Source organism: Grimontia indica, assembly GCF_000333895.2.
Taxonomy (GTDB): Bacteria; Pseudomonadota; Gammaproteobacteria; order Enterobacterales; family Vibrionaceae; genus Enterovibrio; species Enterovibrio indicus.
The window spans coordinates 105,645-121,087 of sequence record NZ_ANFM02000016.1; the positions used below are offsets into that span (position 1 = coordinate 105,645).

16 protein-coding genes are annotated in these 15,443 nt (G+C 48.1%); 6 read left to right on the plus strand and 10 right to left on the minus strand.

Going from position 1 to position 15,443, the window contains the following annotated elements:
• The first annotated feature begins 51 nt into the window (after positions 1-51).
• Positions 52-1,497, plus strand: coding sequence for a glyceraldehyde-3-phosphate dehydrogenase (locus D515_RS10135; protein WP_002538227.1), 1,446 nt, complete (start codon positions 52-54; stop codon positions 1,495-1,497).
• Between the two features lie 356 nt (positions 1,498-1,853).
• Here the strand turns inward: D515_RS10135 and D515_RS10140 are convergent, their stop codons facing one another.
• From D515_RS10140 to D515_RS10150, 3 genes are read right to left on the minus strand one after another with little or no spacing between them, the layout of a single operon-like run.
• The gene (locus D515_RS10140; RefSeq protein ID WP_002538228.1) at positions 1,854-3,017 is read right to left on the minus strand and encodes a glutathionylspermidine synthase family protein; all 1,164 of its coding nucleotides are present in this window, start codon (positions 3,015-3,017) and stop codon (positions 1,854-1,856) included.
• Positions 3,018-3,020: 3 nt separating this feature from the next.
• Complete coding sequence (locus D515_RS10145) at positions 3,021-3,590, minus strand: DUF1190 domain-containing protein (RefSeq protein ID WP_002538229.1); 570 nt, start codon at positions 3,588-3,590, stop codon at positions 3,021-3,023.
• Positions 3,591-3,601: 11 nt separating this feature from the next.
• A complete protein-coding gene (locus D515_RS10150) occupies positions 3,602-4,018 on the minus strand; it encodes a DUF350 domain-containing protein (RefSeq protein ID WP_002538230.1) in 417 nt (138 codons plus the stop codon).
• Positions 4,019-4,312: 294 nt separating this feature from the next.
• On the opposite strand from D515_RS10150, the gene D515_RS10155 reads away from it, so the two are divergent.
• On the plus strand, positions 4,313-6,361 hold the full coding sequence (locus D515_RS10155; RefSeq protein ID WP_002538231.1) for a prolyl oligopeptidase family serine peptidase: 2,049 nt from the start codon (positions 4,313-4,315) through the stop codon (positions 6,359-6,361).
• Positions 6,362-6,397: 36 nt separating this feature from the next.
• On the opposite strand, the gene D515_RS10160 is transcribed toward D515_RS10155, so the two are convergent.
• Positions 6,398-6,583, minus strand: a complete 186-nt coding sequence (locus D515_RS10160; protein WP_002538232.1) for a Flp family type IVb pilin — start codon at positions 6,581-6,583, stop codon at positions 6,398-6,400.
• A gap of 470 nt (positions 6,584-7,053) precedes the next feature.
• Between D515_RS10160 and D515_RS10165 the strand changes: the two genes are divergently transcribed.
• Together D515_RS10165 and D515_RS10170 are read left to right on the plus strand one after the other, a co-directional pair.
• Complete coding sequence (locus D515_RS10165; protein ID WP_002538234.1) at positions 7,054-7,296, plus strand: HP1242/YdcH family protein; 243 nt, start codon at positions 7,054-7,056, stop codon at positions 7,294-7,296.
• 180 nt (positions 7,297-7,476) lie between these two features.
• Complete coding sequence (locus tag D515_RS10170; RefSeq protein ID WP_002538235.1) at positions 7,477-7,707, plus strand: hypothetical protein; 231 nt, start codon at positions 7,477-7,479, stop codon at positions 7,705-7,707.
• Between the two features lie 58 nt (positions 7,708-7,765).
• Here the strand turns inward: D515_RS10170 and D515_RS10175 are convergent, their stop codons facing one another.
• Together D515_RS10175 and D515_RS10180 are read right to left on the minus strand one after the other, a co-directional pair.
• Positions 7,766-8,005 carry a hypothetical protein gene (locus D515_RS10175; protein WP_002538236.1) on the minus strand — a complete coding sequence of 80 codons (240 nt, stop codon included), beginning with the start codon at positions 8,003-8,005 and terminating at the stop codon, positions 7,766-7,768.
• 206 nt (positions 8,006-8,211) lie between these two features.
• A complete protein-coding gene (locus tag D515_RS10180; protein WP_002538237.1) occupies positions 8,212-9,027 on the minus strand; it encodes a LysR family transcriptional regulator in 816 nt (271 codons plus the stop codon).
• 120 nt (positions 9,028-9,147) lie between these two features.
• Between D515_RS10180 and D515_RS10185 the strand changes: the two genes are divergently transcribed.
• Positions 9,148-10,209, plus strand: a complete 1,062-nt coding sequence (locus D515_RS10185) for an aldo/keto reductase (protein ID WP_002538238.1) — start codon at positions 9,148-9,150, stop codon at positions 10,207-10,209.
• A 109-nt stretch (positions 10,210-10,318) separates the two neighbouring features.
• On the opposite strand, the gene D515_RS10190 is transcribed toward D515_RS10185, so the two are convergent.
• The 4 genes from D515_RS10190 to D515_RS10205 are packed head-to-tail and all read right to left on the minus strand — an operon-like array spanning position 10,319 to position 14,294.
• Positions 10,319-11,419 carry an extracellular solute-binding protein gene (locus tag D515_RS10190; protein ID WP_002538239.1) on the minus strand — a complete coding sequence of 367 codons (1,101 nt, stop codon included), beginning with the start codon at positions 11,417-11,419 and terminating at the stop codon, positions 10,319-10,321.
• Positions 11,420-11,473: 54 nt separating this feature from the next.
• Positions 11,474-12,319 (minus strand): ABC transporter permease, encoded by an 846-nt coding sequence (locus tag D515_RS10195; RefSeq protein ID WP_002538240.1) that lies wholly within the window; start codon positions 12,317-12,319, stop codon positions 11,474-11,476.
• Positions 12,316-13,191: an ABC transporter permease gene (locus tag D515_RS10200; RefSeq protein WP_002538241.1), complete on the minus strand. Its 876-nt coding sequence runs from the start codon at positions 13,189-13,191 to the stop codon at positions 12,316-12,318. The genes D515_RS10195 and D515_RS10200 overlap by 4 nt, the downstream gene beginning before the upstream one ends.
• Positions 13,188-14,294: an ABC transporter ATP-binding protein gene (locus tag D515_RS10205; RefSeq protein WP_002538242.1), complete on the minus strand. Its 1,107-nt coding sequence runs from the start codon at positions 14,292-14,294 to the stop codon at positions 13,188-13,190. The genes D515_RS10200 and D515_RS10205 overlap by 4 nt, the downstream gene beginning before the upstream one ends.
• Positions 14,295-14,533: 239 nt before the next feature.
• On the opposite strand from D515_RS10205, the gene D515_RS10210 reads away from it, so the two are divergent.
• A complete protein-coding gene (locus D515_RS10210) occupies positions 14,534-15,364 on the plus strand; it encodes a glycerophosphodiester phosphodiesterase (protein ID WP_002538243.1) in 831 nt (276 codons plus the stop codon).
• Positions 15,365-15,443: the final 79 nt, after the last annotated feature.

A 15,443-nucleotide genomic window follows, 5' to 3' on the forward strand; every position in this document is an offset into this window, starting at 1 on the left:
TACTGATTACACTTTTATACCCTAAATCCCAAAAAGGCAAAGAAAGTCACGATGAGTCCAGAACAACATCTTACCCAATGGCAACAAAGTCAGGCCGACGCAGAAACCATGTCACCTCTCATTAGCAAGCTGTACCGTGAGAAGGGCGTCGAAATTCAAATTTATGGTCGTGCTGTGATTAACGCTAGTACGATTGATCTGCTGAAGTCACACCGTGTAGCGCGCTGGTATACAGGACAGGAAGTCACTACCGCACACACACTCCCTATTCTGGAAGCATTGGCACAAATGCCACTTTCTCCTTGCCGAATCGACATTGGTCGTCTTGCGAACGTTTACTGGCGTGACCATGAAGATTTAGCCCAACTAGATGATTTCCTCAAAACAGCAATCGCAGACCTGCCGCCGTCCACGAGTCTTAAGGAGCCCAGAGATATCGTGTTGTATGGCTTTGGCCGAATTGGGCGCTTGGTAACGCGCCTGATGGTAGAAAAAAGCGGACCAGGCTACCCACTGCGTCTACGCGCGATTGTTGTACGTGGCGGTAAAGATGGCGATCTTGAAAAGCGCGCCAGCTTACTGCGTCGTGATTCTGTTCACGGGCCTTTTAACGGTTCCATTTTGGTAGACCATGCCCGTAACGCTCTGATCGTGAATGGTAACTACATTCAGATCATCTACGCGAACCATCCTTCTGAAGTGGACTATGAAGCGCATGGTATCAATAATGCCGTTGTCGTTGATAACACAGGCATGTGGCGCGATGTTGATGGCCTGAGTAATCATCTGACCGCCAAAGGCGCAGGTAAAGTGTTGCTGACCGCACCAGGTAAGGGTGACATCAAGAACATCGTATTTGGTGTTAACCACGGTGACATCAAAGACAGCGATACCATAGTGTCAGCGGCAAGCTGTACTACTAACGCAATTACACCTGTGCTGAAAGCGATGAACGATCGTTATGGCGTGGAGTCGGGTCACATCGAGACGGTACACTCATTCACCAACGATCAAAATCTGATTGATAATTTCCACAACGGTGATCGCCGTGGACGTGCAGCTTCATTAAACATGGTGCTGACATCAACAGGTGCTGCAAAAGCCGTTGCGAAAGCTTTACCTGAATTAAAAGGAAAGCTGACGGGTAATGCTATCCGCGTTCCAACCCCCAACGTCTCGATGGCGATTGCCAACCTGAACTTGGGCAAAGACGTGGACCGCGATTCACTGAATACCTACCTGCGTGAGACGGCGCTGATGTCACCACTGGCGGGTCAGATTGATTACACCCAATCCACTGAAATCGTCTCTTCAGACATCGTAGGTTCTCGTTATGCGGGTGTGGTAGACAGCGAAGCGACTATCGCCGACGGTAATCGCTGCGTGCTCTACATTTGGTATGACAATGAATTCGGTTACAGCTGTCAGGTGATTCACTGCATCGAGCAGATGGCGGGCGTCCAATATCCAGTGATCCCTGCGGTAAATCAGCAGTAATCATTTAAAGAAAACATCCCCCTAAGCCAAAGCGACTCATCTGAGTCGCTTTTTTTATCTCCAAGAGCAACAGACCTTAGGGTCTGTTGACCTTTGGTGGTTAAATTTTGTTCTGGCTATAAGCGTTTTAGGCGCGGCGAGGTGTGTGCCGCCTAGTCATTCTAAGCAAATACACCTCAACAAAGCATAAAACGCTTAGAGTACGGGACGCGCAGTCGAACCCTTCGGGCAGCGTTTGTGGGGAATTTCTGCTGCGTTATCAGCTTCTCATGTAGGCTAGCTACACATCGAAGCCTCTGCCTTGCATAAAGTCCCCACAAACTGCTGCAAAAATCATCACCAAAGATCAACAGACCCTAGAGAATAATATGAGGCAGATAACGGGCAAGATCCTGTGTAATGAGGGAGGCATCTTCGCGAATCGAAATCCCAGCAGCGCGATCGTTGACCAGCCAGCTGCCTATCAGGGTGAAGTTGTCGCCGAATTTTGGCAGTGGTTGGTACTGCTGGACGATAGCTTGGGAAATATCATAAGGCCCATCAGTTTTAAAGGTCGACGCGCCATTTCTGACGATTTCGATGTTGGCTCCCTCGCGTGAAAATAATGGCTTTACCACATAGTCAGACAGGGAAGATGCTTTTGGATCATCCGCGAAGTAGGCAGGCAGCAGGTTGGGATGATTCGGGTGAAGCTGCCAAAGCATCGGAAGCAGTGCTTTGTTGGAAAGCACAGACTTCCACATCGGCTCCAGCCAATTAATGGTCGCGTTCCCCAGGAATTGGGCATATTCCTCATCGAACATGAATTCCCACGGATAGAGCTTGAACATCCAGCGAATGACTCGTCCATTCATGTCGACAAATTCGCCGCCATCATTCACACCAATGTCTTCAACGTAGACAAAGCCCGTGTGTAACCCGGCTTCTTTGGCGCAGTCTTCAAGGTACTGAACTGTCGCACGGTCTTCTTCTGTGTCTTTACAGCAACTGAAGTGAAGCGTTTGGCCCGGTTGGCGTTTGGCGAGCTCGGCAAAGCGCTCCATGATGTAATCCTGAAGGATATTGAACTGGTCGGCACTTTGGTGGATGCGCCCGCTGTTCACCACGTCTTCCAGCCATACCCATTGCCAGAAGCCGGTTTCAAACAAGGAAGTGGGAGTATCAGCGTTGTTTTCATAAAGCTTGGCAGGATTGACGCCGTCATAGGTGAAATCCAGACGGGCATACAGCGATGGATCCCGGCGTCGCCAGGAACCTGCGACCAAATCCCACATGGCTTCAGGGATGCCGAACTTGGTCAGCAGCTCATCACTGCGGGTGACGCGCTCGACCACATCAAGACACATCTGGTGGATCTCTTCGGTGGGCTTTTCAAGATCCTCTTCAATTTGCTTGAGGTTGAACTGGTAGTAGGCGGTTTCATCCCAATAAGGTTCGCCATACATGGTGTGAAACCCAAAGCCGTATTGCTTTGCCAGTTCCCGCCAGTGTGGACGCTCTGGGATTTGCCGCCGGAACATGTTCTAACCGCCGCTACGTGAAGAAGATGCGCGCGAGACGGATTTACCAAAGCCGCCGCGAGACATGACCTGTCCAATGGTGCCGCTGGATTTTGGTTTGGTGATTGAGCTGGTAGAGACCTTCACCGATTTGTTGCTCGATGAGCTATAGAAGTTACCATCGCCAGAATAATACTTGCCACGATAGCCATACAGCGGCTTTGAATAGTAACGTTTCTTCTTTTTCTTGAAGTAGTCATCATCCAACATGTTGGCAAAGAAAAAGCCTGCCATCGCCGGAATGTACCAGTTGTTGTAACGATCACAGCCATCTGAAAAGTCGACTTCGCACTCGTATTCATTGTTGTAACGTGGGGCAGATTGCGCGGCATCTTCAAGCGCATCCTGATACGCGATTCGGCACTCTTCAATCTGGTCTGGAAATGAACGGGCACAATCCTGTGCGGACTGGAACACGAAACCCTCTGTTTCAGGCTCGAAAAAACAGCCTGAGATACCTCCCACAAACGCAAAGGGGATCACCTTAGCGGCTTTGTCCATGGTTGGACGAATAACGTTTTGACTCCGTTTCATGACTGCCTCCGTTAGTAGGTCAGACACGCAGCGTTCAGCACGCCGATGGAAACAGAGACGACTGCCAGAATAATACCGGCTGGCAATTCGTCGTTTTCAATGCGAGTAGTCAGCTCTTTCAGCATGACAAAACGAACGATGGCGAAGGCAATGAACTGCGCTAACATGGCGATCACGCCCCATACCATAAAGTCGACGATGTTGACGGAGTTCTGCGCCGCACCGGCAATGGCAATACAGTAACCCAAGAACGCACCACCAAGAGCAACTGCTGCTGTTACGCTTTGCTTATCTTTGATCAATGACCACTCGTCGTAGGGTGTGATGCGGATGTAGATGAACTTAAAAATCAGCACAAATGCCAGCGAAGCAGCAAAATAGATGATGAAGTTTGGCAGACCTGAAAGCAGTCCGGCGAGCATATCCATAGTGGTATCCTGTCAGTCCTTGAATCATTATCCCCACCTAAGCTGAAGGCTCGCTGAGGTCGATAAGTATAAGCTTATGTTTGTTAGCGAAAAACGGCCTTAAGCTATCACGACTTTGCGAGGTAAATCGTCTCAAAGTTAAAGACACTCAGTTATTGCTGGAATTATTGGTTTACAACGTTCCTATGAGTGAGTTTGCGATCGACCTATGAAAAATATTGTATGACCAAGGTCTCATTAAAGCCCACTTTCTATAATTCGCTCATTTAGACCCAAACCATGGATGGAGAAGTCATGTTTGATTACCCAAAAACACGCAAAGATACGATCGTCGATACATATTTCTCCGAGAAAGTGGCCGACCCTTACCGTTGGCTGGAAGATGATTTAAGTGACGAAACCGCGCAATGGGTAGAAGCCCAGAATGCGGTCACCTTTGGTTGTTTGCATAATATTCCCTTCCGTCATGCTATTCGTGAGCGACTCGAAGCGGCCAACAACTATGTGAAAGAGTCAGCACCGTTCGACCGCGGGGACTACACCTATTTCTATCGCAACGACGGTCTGCAGAACCAGTCAGTGGTGTATCGTACCAGCGGAGAGGGTGCGGACGCCGAGGTGTTTCTTGACCCAAATAGCTGGAGTGAAGAGGGCACCACATCACTTGACCAACTGCGCTTTTCCCGCGACGACAAATTCATTGCCTATTCGACCTCTGAAGGCGGCAGCGACTGGCGAACCATCTATGTATTGGATGCAAAAACTGGCGAGTTACTGACTGACAAAATCGAGAACGTGAAGTTTTCTGGTATCGAGTGGCGTGGCAGTGAGGGTTTCTACTACTCGACCTATGACAAGCCAGAAGGTAGCGAGCTTTCAGCCAGAACTGAACACCATAAGCTTTACTTCCACACTTTAGGCACCGCACAGACGGACGATGTGTTGGTGTTTGGTGGAGATGATGATCCGCAGTTCCGTTATGTTGGCGGCTACACCACTGAGGATGACCGCTATTTGGTGATCTCTGGTGCTAATGCCACCTCAGGAAATATGCTTTATGTGCAAGACCTGAAAGGCAGTGGTGAACGCGTGTGTCTGACTGACGATGACAGCGCAGACAGTGATGTTATCGATCATCACGACGGCAAACTCCTTATCTACACCAATTGGCACGCACCGATGGGGCGTATTGTGGCGGTGGGCGTTGCAAATCCGCAGCAGGAAAATTGGGAAGATTTGATTGCTGAAACCGAACATGAACTTAGCATCTCAACGGGTTCGGGCTACCTGTTCGCCAGCTACCTCGTCGATGTTCAGACCCAGGTTAAGCAGTATCGCCTGAGTGGCGAGAAGGTGCGTGATGTGGCTCTGCCAGATGTAGGCACAGCGTCTGGCTTCTCAGGTCGCGGAAAAGACAAAACGCTGTATTTCACCTTCACCAACTACACCACAGCAGCAGACACTTACCGCTTTGACCCGGTTACCGGTGAGACTGCACTTTATCGTCAAAGCGCCTGCACCATCGACAGTGAGAAGCTTGAATCCCGTCAGGTGTTTTATACCTCCAAAGATGGCACCAAAGTACCGATGACCATTTGCTACCGCAAAGGCATCGAGCTCGATGGTTCACATCCCACTATTCTGTATGGCTACGGTGGATTCAATATCAGCTTGGAGCCTGCGTTCAACCCAAGTATTGCAGCTTGGATTGAGATGGGCGGCATCTATGCCGTCGCCAACCTGCGAGGTGGCGGTGAGTATGGTAAAGCCTGGCATCAGGCTGGCACTCAGCTTCAGAAACAAAATGTGTTTGATGATTTTATTGCGGCAGCTGAATTTTTGATTACTGAGAAGTACACGTCATCAGAGAAACTGGCTATTCGCGGGGGATCTAATGGCGGCTTGCTGGTGGGCGCATGTATGACGCAGCGTCCTGACCTGTTCAGAGTTGCGTTACCTGCCGTAGGTGTATTGGACATGCTGCGCTACCACACGTTCACATCCGGTGAGGGCTGGAAGTACGACTATGGTACCTCTGCGCAAAGTGAAGAGATGTTACAATATCTGCTGGGGTATTCACCTGTGCACAATGTGAAAGAAGGTGTTGTGTATCCATCGACATTAGTAACGACGGCTGACCATGATGATCGCGTGGTGCCCGCGCACTCCTATAAGTTTATTGCAGAGCTTCAGGCAAAACATGGAGGGGAAAACCCAGTGCTGATCCGCATTGATGTGAACGCGGGACATGGCGCTGGTATGCCAATGCACAAGGTGCTGGACTTGGGCGCTGATGTGTATGCTTTCTGTCTTGACCAGATGGGTGTAGAGCCCGTGCTTTAACGGGATAAGAAAAACGCGCCAGATAAGGCGCGTTCTTTAATTGCCAGCGGCATTAATATTGGTTTCTATGACTGTTATTGCGCTAACCAGTGCGCTTGGAAGCGCAGAATTTTCTGAAAACATGGCAAGTGTAATCACAGAAACAGCAACGCCGATAATGGCATACTCGATGGCGGTCACCCCAGACTCATCCAAGATGTAACGTCGAATGCAATTGAACATTCTCATACCTTTTTAGTTCTTATCTATGACGACTAAACATAACGGTGTAACGTCTACGAATCCAGTCACGTTTGTATGCCATCTAAACACCTAATACTTCTTAGTTTTATTAGTGGAACTGAAAAGTGTTTTACTAATAGAAATATCCTGAAAATTTGGTGGTGTATTTAGTCAGTAATGCTCTATTTGTCACAGATTGAAATATGAGCATCAAGCCTATTATTTGAGTTGATTATGGCGGTGATTTCTAGAAAGAAAATCATCAATCCTTGAGCGCTATCACACAGAGTTTTATTCTTTAATAACAGAAGGGTATGCCATTCACTTTGGTGATTGAACGTATTGCTTAAGGTCACTCAATGTTTGGATATCAGCCGAAGTCGACTATTCTCAATCATGGGTATATCTACATGGTTGAGAATTTTTTATGGTGAAAGCTCAACGACAAAGGAAATAAATAAGGGGCTGATATGTTAGGTGAAAACCACTCACTCTTGAATGAGTTCCCAGAGTTCAAGGATCTGATCTCAGAGCTCTCTTCTCAAGATGCTTCATTTGCAGAAGACACGAAAACCTACAACGCACTTGATAAAGAAATTCGAAGCCTGGAGCTCAGAGATTCACCGATTGATGATGAGGAAATGCATAAGCTCAAGCATGACCGCGCAGTATTGAAGGACTCGCTCTACCGCCGTTTGCAGCAAGCGAAATAATGCGCATCGTTGATGGATACCAAGGCGCGCCACTGGCGCGTCTTTTTGTTGGTTTATCCTAAATTCGTACTCTTCTTGCCAACGAAAAGATGCTTATATAAACCCAAACAACCTGAATCATGCATTTTCAGGTTATGTAGGTATAAAAGTCTTCAAATATCTAACGCTACAAGGTGCTCTATGAAACATCTCTTTCTGATCCCACTCTCGGTTTCACTCTTGTTTGGATGCACTCAAGGCCATGTGCAAAACAACGCGGTAGGTGCAGATCGTGATGAGTTTGGTTGTATTCCTTCTGCAGGCTATCAATGGTGCGCTTACACGAACCAATGTGAGCGACCATGGGAGCTGGCTGAAGCGGAAGGCTTTGACAATACGCCGGAACTTTTTGATGGTTTCTGCGAACAATGATGAACGGAAACAACGAAAAACGCGCCAACAGGCGCGTTTTTTTTATAACGAGTAGACCCTAGGGATAACCGGAAAAAAGACCCAAAATCACGCCGATAGTCGCGTACTCTTTAATCGTATCTTCATGACGGTTTTGATGCTGCTCCATGGCTTTAAGTATCGTCGGTGCAGAGATGACATCGCCAGACTCAGTAAAACCCTGCTCTGCCAGCTGCCTGATCTCATCTTCAGTTGTAGGGGTATCTAGCTTTACGTGAGTGACAACGTCTTGTGATTTATAGAACTGAAATCTGAGCATTTATCTCTCCTTATTGGTTTCACCTTAACAGGGGTAAATAGAAGGTTTTTACCGTGAATCAATAAGTTAAACGCTCAATGCTATGGAAGAATATTAGCATTGAAAGGGTCAGCAAATCCCCATTTTTGGTGGGCATAGATCGCACAATTTGCCACCAATTGAGGTGGTTAGTCTTGGGTGACTAGCGGGTAGACTTCCGTTGAAATTTACGAATCTATCACCTCATTTAGCCTTTTAATCAATCGCCTGACTTCGGGTAAGTAACGGTCTTCATGGTGAGTAACCAGCCATTGATCGTGACTGAGTTCCTCTATGATGGAACCCTGGCGAGTGAGCGTTTCTTCGGTGTCGCCAATGAAGGTAGGCAGCAGGGCAACGCCTCTTCCTGCGAGAGCCAAATCCAGACTGTTTCTTGGTGAGCTGACTTCTACAAATACTTCTGCTGCTGAATGCTTTGAAATCCATTTTGCTGAAGGTGTTTCGGCAATAACCTTTATCCATCTTTGCGGCGCGTCCTTAGTGCCATATGGTGCAAACTCGACCCTGCCGAGTTTGCGACAAACGAGGTTATCTTCCATTGGGCGCTGATTTCGAAAACCAATAACGACTTCTCTGTGAGAAATATCGAGCACTTTTTCTGATGTGACAAAGCGGATAAGGCAATCTTGCGGCGAGCCAGACAACGTGTCGATATGCGCCAGCAAATGCATGGTTGTCCAGGTGCCTGCAGATATTTTGATTAAAGGGCGGTGACTCTGACTTGCTGGAGTCACAAGTTTATCCAGTGATGCTTCTACACTCTGCAACTCTTCGAGGAGTTTTCTCCCTGCCGAAAGCAATTCATACCCTTTATCGTGACGGGCAAAGAGTTCTGCGCCCAAATCGTGTTCAAGTGACAGCATTCTGCGTCCCAGTGTTGCCGGACTTTTCCCGGTAACTCTGGATGCTGCTGACAACCCGCCTGTACGGGCAACAGCGATAAACAACTGAAGATCGTTCCAGTTCACGTCCTTTTTATTCATGAAAAGACCTTATCAATCTGTTTCGTTGATGAAATGGTGCTCGCCATTAGTCTAGAGAAGGTCAGCAGTCACCACGTGTCGTAAAGCGTGGACGCCGGAAAAATAAGAGGAAATAACGCGATGGCAGATGAACACACACTCTCAACAGGTTTAGGAAAAGTGCGCTTGGGGCATGCAGGCCCAATGGTGTCTAAGTTGGCACTGGGAGCCATGACGTTTGGCGCGGAAACTTCTGAGCAGGAAGCCTTCAATCAGCTTGATCTATTCGTTGAAAGCGGTGGGAATTTTATCGATACAGCAGACAATTACAGCGCGGGTTTGTCGGAAGCCATCATTGGAAAGTGGGGCAAGTCGCGTGGTGGATTGGATAATGTATTGGTGGCGACAAAAGGGCGCTTTTCACCGCCTTCTGGCAGTTTTGGCGCTTCACGGCGGAGCCTTATTCGCTCGGTAGATGCCAGTCTTCGACGGCTGCAGCTGGATGTTATCGATGTCTACTACATCCATGGCTGGGATAAGGATACTGATGTCATGGAAACGCTGGTGGCTTTGGGTGACCTTGTCACTGCGGGTAAGATTCACTACACCGCTTGGTCAAACCTCACGGGTTGGCAATTGCAGAGAGTGATTACCACGGCGAAAGAGAACGGGTTGCCAGTACCTGTCGCTATGCAGTCTCAATATAGTCTGTTGGAGCGGGATATTGAGCTGGAGCTTTTGCCGTGTTGTCTTGAAGAAGGGATAGGAATGACCCCTTGGTCGCCACTTGGTGGAGGCTGGCTGACCGGCAAGTATCAAAAAGATCTGCTGCCAATTGGCGAAACAAGGTTGGGAGAAAATCCCAATCGCGGCGTAGAAGCTTATCACCTTCGCAACCGAGAGCGAACCTACCGGGTATTGGAGGCATTGAATGAGATAGCTATCCAGCATCAAAGATCGGTCGCCGATATCGCGTTGGCATGGTTAGCCCAAAGGCCGGGAGTGTGTTCCATATTGCTTGGTGCCAGAACTGCTGAGCAGCTCAAAGCGAACCTTGCCGCTGCTCAGATTCAACTGCCAGACAAGCATATCCAAGCCTTGAGCGAGGCTTCAGATCCGGGGTTACCCGCTTATCCCTATGGTTTTCAGGAAAGTTGGTCGGAAATGGATGTTTGGCGTCGTTTAGCAATGAAGGTTAAGTAACGGAGAGGTAAGGTCTATTCAATGGGGCAAGCTTCATAGAGATCCATCAAAACGACGGTGCCTTCAAACGCACTTAAATCGTTGCGTTTGAAGGCACTGTAGTTTGATCTTATTTCATCAACACTTCACGAGTGAAACGTTTCTTTGATTCCACATCGTATTCTTCGCCAAATGAGTCGGTGGAGTTCTGTCGCATACTAGCATTGACCAAGGCGGCCTCTGCATTGGCATCTGGATGCTGTGGCGCACTGCCGAATTTAGCATTCAAACCCGATTGGGTTTTGGGAGAGGTCAGCCAATCAACGAAATAGACGGAAGCAGCAAGGTTTTTGGCATTCTTTGGCACCACGACAAAATTGCCACCGCCCGACATACCAAACTCTGGAATATAAAACTTAATCCTCTCTGCGATGGCGCCACGTTTCTGCAGGCCTGCAAGGTGATCCTCCCATGCAGGTGCAATCACGATTTCACCGTCGTTGATTCGGGTGATGCTATCGGCGTTGGATGCTGTGATGATCATGTTGTCACGATTGTCGTGGAACCATTTCCACGCGCGACTCCAATCTTTCATAACATCCTCAGAAGCCTCTTGGGTATAGTCTGAAGGCGCAAAGTGTTGGAGGGTGGACTGTATAAAGCGTCCGCCGGCACCGCCACCATTGGGATCATTGACCCCGAAGCTTTTTGGATTGGCTTGAACGTACGCTGAAAGCTCCTCGAAGGTTTGTGGCAGCTTTGCTTCGTCGATGCGAGTCGGGTCATAAGCCAAGCCTGTTTGGTTTCCCCAAAAACCGACGGCGTAACCATTGGATTCAATCCCCTGAAGACGAGTATTGAGCTTGGCATAATCTGGCAGTAGGTTGAAATTGACGAACTGATTTTCGGCATCAAAAATCTTAAGCTTTGAAGCGCCAATAGCCACCACATCCATACTGCCGCTTTTGCGCTTGGTCTCAGCAAGAAGCTTGGTAGTGTTGCCATCAAACGTACCTTCGGGAATACGCACCTTAATGCCTGTTTCATTTTCAAACGCTTTCACGTATTCACGCCATGCCGGTTGCAGATACCAGACTGCAAACGTCACTTCGCCTTCTTTCTTTGCCTGCTGCTCAATGTCATCCCAACTCATGGTTGTGATGTCATAAGCGGATGCCACCAATGGCAGAAATGCTGCAGCAGCGATTGTCGATAATCCTTTGTACTTCATTGGAGTAAGTCCTCTACTTCTTCATTTGCTCTGGGTGATTTGAAAAGCCGATCACTAGCCCTTGCCTGTCGATTGAGAAAGATAATTCCCTTTCAACAGGCGTTCGATAATCAGCATTAGAATGACGTTTGGAATGACCAGGATCAGCGATACGACTGCCGCATCCGGTCTGATAAATGAGTAACCTAAGAACGAATACAAAATGGTGGGAACCGTAATAAAATCCGGTGCACCAAGGACGTAGGCCATATTGAAATCTTCAATGCTGATCACCAGACAGAAAATCAGGGAGGCTAACAGGCTTGGTTTCAACATCGGGAAATAGGCGTGTCGGAATGTTCCCCAGCGTCCGGTTCCCATATCAGCACATGCTTCAATCAGATCCTGAGGCACGCTGGAAAAACCGGCGGAAAGAATGCGTATGGCATAGGGAAGTGCGAGCACGGTATGAGCGATTACAATACTGATAAATGGTTCAGATATACCGTAATCAAACAAGACTGCGCTGAACACAATCGCCAGAATCATCGGCGGGATAACCATGGGAATCAGTGTCAGCATTTCCGCAATTCGCTTTCCGCGAAAAGAGAGTCGGCCAAAAGCGTATGCGGTCGGCATCGCCAGCGCCAGTGTCAGCAGCGCAACGGTCGGCGCGACGGTGTAACTGTTAAACAGCGCTTCCTTCAGGGAGGTGGTTTCCCATACCAGCTCCCATCGCCCGAAGGAAAGCACGGGTGGAAGAATATCCGGGAAGCTCCACGGGTGCTCTGGGTCAACCAAAGACCAGAGTAACGCCATGACAAAAGGCATACCCAGCCAGATCAAATTGATGATGAAGAAAAAGCCGACGGACAGCTTAATAACAAGCTGTGAATGCTTAGTTGGTGCTAATGTTGTCATTTTGCCACCCCATCAAGTCCAGCTTTGTCGAGGGAAATGAGCGAATACCGTTTGCGGGCGAAAGGTTGCAGCACAGCAGTAATCACAATCGCGCCGAGCGCAGCGATCGTCATCAATACGACGGCAATGACATAAACCTTCTCCCACTCTAAATACTGATATGCGGTAAAATACATCAGCATGGTCATCGAATAACTGGTACGCGAGCCTGCGATGGAAGCAAACGCATAGTCGCCCATAGCTCCGATAAAAATCAGGATCATCGAGGCCTGCAAAGCAGGAATTGTGAGCGGGAAAATCACTTGCCGGAATTTTGCAAAGCGTGATGCACCCATATCACTGGCTGCATGAAGGAGATCCGTCCTGATACTGTTTACCGATCCGCTAATCAGGATCAGCGCGAAGGGTAGATTTTTCCAAATCTGCAGGAAAACGACGCTCCAGCCGAAACTGTCATTGATCATTCGGATAGGCTTATCAATGACCCCAATAGCCAGTAAGCCTTCGTTGATAATGCCGTGATAGGAGATCACGTTCATCAGAAGAAACGCCGCAACTAAACCTGGCACAAACATAGGCGCTCGCAACATGCCAATAATCAGGTTTTTTCCTTGCAGCGGTTTGGTTAGCCACAAAGCGATAGGATAAGCGAGGAGCACTGCCCCCAATGTGCCGAGCAATGAGGTACGGAAGGAGTAACCCACGGAGCGCCAGAGAATGCTGTCCGATAACATTTCATTCCAGTATTGCAGGGTTAATCGGTTTTCTTCACTGCCCAAGCCTAAGCTATGGGAAATGGTGGTATAGAAGGCATCACCCATTAAAAATAAGATGGTGCCGAGTCCAGGCAGCAACAGCAAAACAACTTTCATGATGTCGCCTCCTCAAGGAAGCGAATACAGTCTGCAGGGACGTTGAAGTGTGCCTTTTCGCCTTGCTGTATAGCGCTATGACGGTGCAACTGAATACGGACAGTTTCACCGTTTATGCTGCCAAAGAGATCAGTCATGTTCCCAAGGAAGGCTTTTTCTGTGACTTCTACTGATATCACGTTCTCACCGCTTGCTTGCACAGATTCTGCTTCTTCTGGCCGCCAGCAGATGTAACACCGCTCCGCCGGAGGTGCTGTGTCTGATTTCACTGTGAATTCGCCCAACTCGCATTGAATACGGTAGACACCGGGTTCTGGCGTAGAAAGCACTGTCGCAGTATGAATGTTGGCAGCACCGATAAAATCTGCAACAAAGCGGTTAGCGGGCCTGTGATAGATGTCTTCGGGCGAGCCAATTTGCTCTATCCGACCCTTGTTCAGCACGACAATTTTATCGCTCATCGCGAGCGCTTCTGCCTGATCATGGGTGACGTAAATGGCGGTTAACTGAAATTTTTGTTGAAGCTCTTTAATTTCATAGCGAACGCTTTCGCGTAGTTTGGCATCCAAGTTTGAAAGCGGCTCATCGAACAGAATCACGTCAGGTCTTACTACCATTGCCCGCGCCAACGCAACGCGTTGTTGCTGACCACCTGAGAGCTCAGCTGGCATTTTATCTTTGTGTTCAGTCAACCCAACCTGCTCCAGCGCCAGTTTTAGACGTTGTTGCTGCTCCTCTTCACTGACATTTTTTTGTACCAAGCCAAAGACGATGTTGTGCGACACACTCAGGTGTGGGAACAGTGCATAAGACTGAAAACACATAGCCGTGCTGCGTTGTTCGGGTGGCTGTGCGGTGATGTCTGTTCCACCCAGCAGAATGTTGCCACTGTCTATGTCGTGAAACCCACCAATCATTTTCAGCAGCGTTGTTTTCCCGCATCCGCTAGGTCCGAGCAGGGTGACAAACTCACCAATATCCGCGGTGAAACTCACTTTGTCCGTCGCTGTGAATTCGCCGAATTTCTTACAGATGTTGCGCAATTCCAGTGTTGGCGTACTAACCGTTTCCATGAGTGATTTCAGCTCCATTGCTTTTTGCATTGTAAGTGATCTCCTTATCTGTCACTCACAAATAAACTTTTCTAAAAAGATTAATTGATGAGTATGACAAACATAAGTTACTTTGGTTAAATCCGCGAGAGATCAATGTCACACATTATTAACAAATGACATATGTCATTGTTATTTATATATATTAATTTTATCGGCGAATATAGATTGACTAAGGTTATCTTTGGCATATAGAGTTTTATTAAACTTTATTATAAAGGATATTTGATATGTCATTTAACTTCTGTATTGCGGGAACAGGAAAAATTTACCTTAACAGCCATCGTGGTTACTCAACGCTATTCCCCGAAAATACCCTCCCAGCTTTTCAAGGCGCTCTCAAAGCGGGCACCTCCACCATCGAGATTGATATTGCGATGACGGCAGACAATCAAATCGTCGTTATCCATGACCCAAGTGTAGAGCGCACATCGAATGGTCAGGGATATGTGGAATTAATGACTTATGCCGAGCTGGCTGCGCTAGATTTTGGCGGCTGGTTTTCTCCCGAGTTCGAAGGGACGAAGATACTGCTCCTGACGGAAGCCTTGCTGTGGGCTATGGAAAACAATGTTGGTTTGGTGGTGGAAGCAAAACAGAGGAGGCGTCGCGACGCCTTTGTTCTAGAGTTAAGCACACTCCTAAAACGTATACCGAAGGCCTTGGATCATATTCAATTACTGGCTTTCGATCATGTGCTTATCAATCAGGTAAAAAAACGGGTGCCGGAAGTGAACTTGCAGGTAGTGACGTTGGCAAGGTACAACAACCAGCTGTCTGCCGTTTTGAATTCGCGGGCAGATTGTGTTTGTTTTGAATACCCGAATGCCCATGTGGAAGATCTTGTCGCTTACAAAGAAGCAGGTTTATGTACGCGACTGTATTTGCCGACGAAAGAAAACAATGAAGACACAACGCTGTTTTTCAATCGTCAATTCGGCTACGACGTAAGGGGAGAGATCATTGGTTGGATGCGTGATGGCCTGATAGACATGATTAGCCATGACGATATTGCCATGCTTCGTTCGCTTGCTGATGAGGCAGGGTTAGAGGGGATCTAGAATCACATTCCTTCAGGCCTTGGATAGGCGGTCGAGATATCGAGTGCTATGATTCCCAGCCGTTATTTTTAAAGAGCTC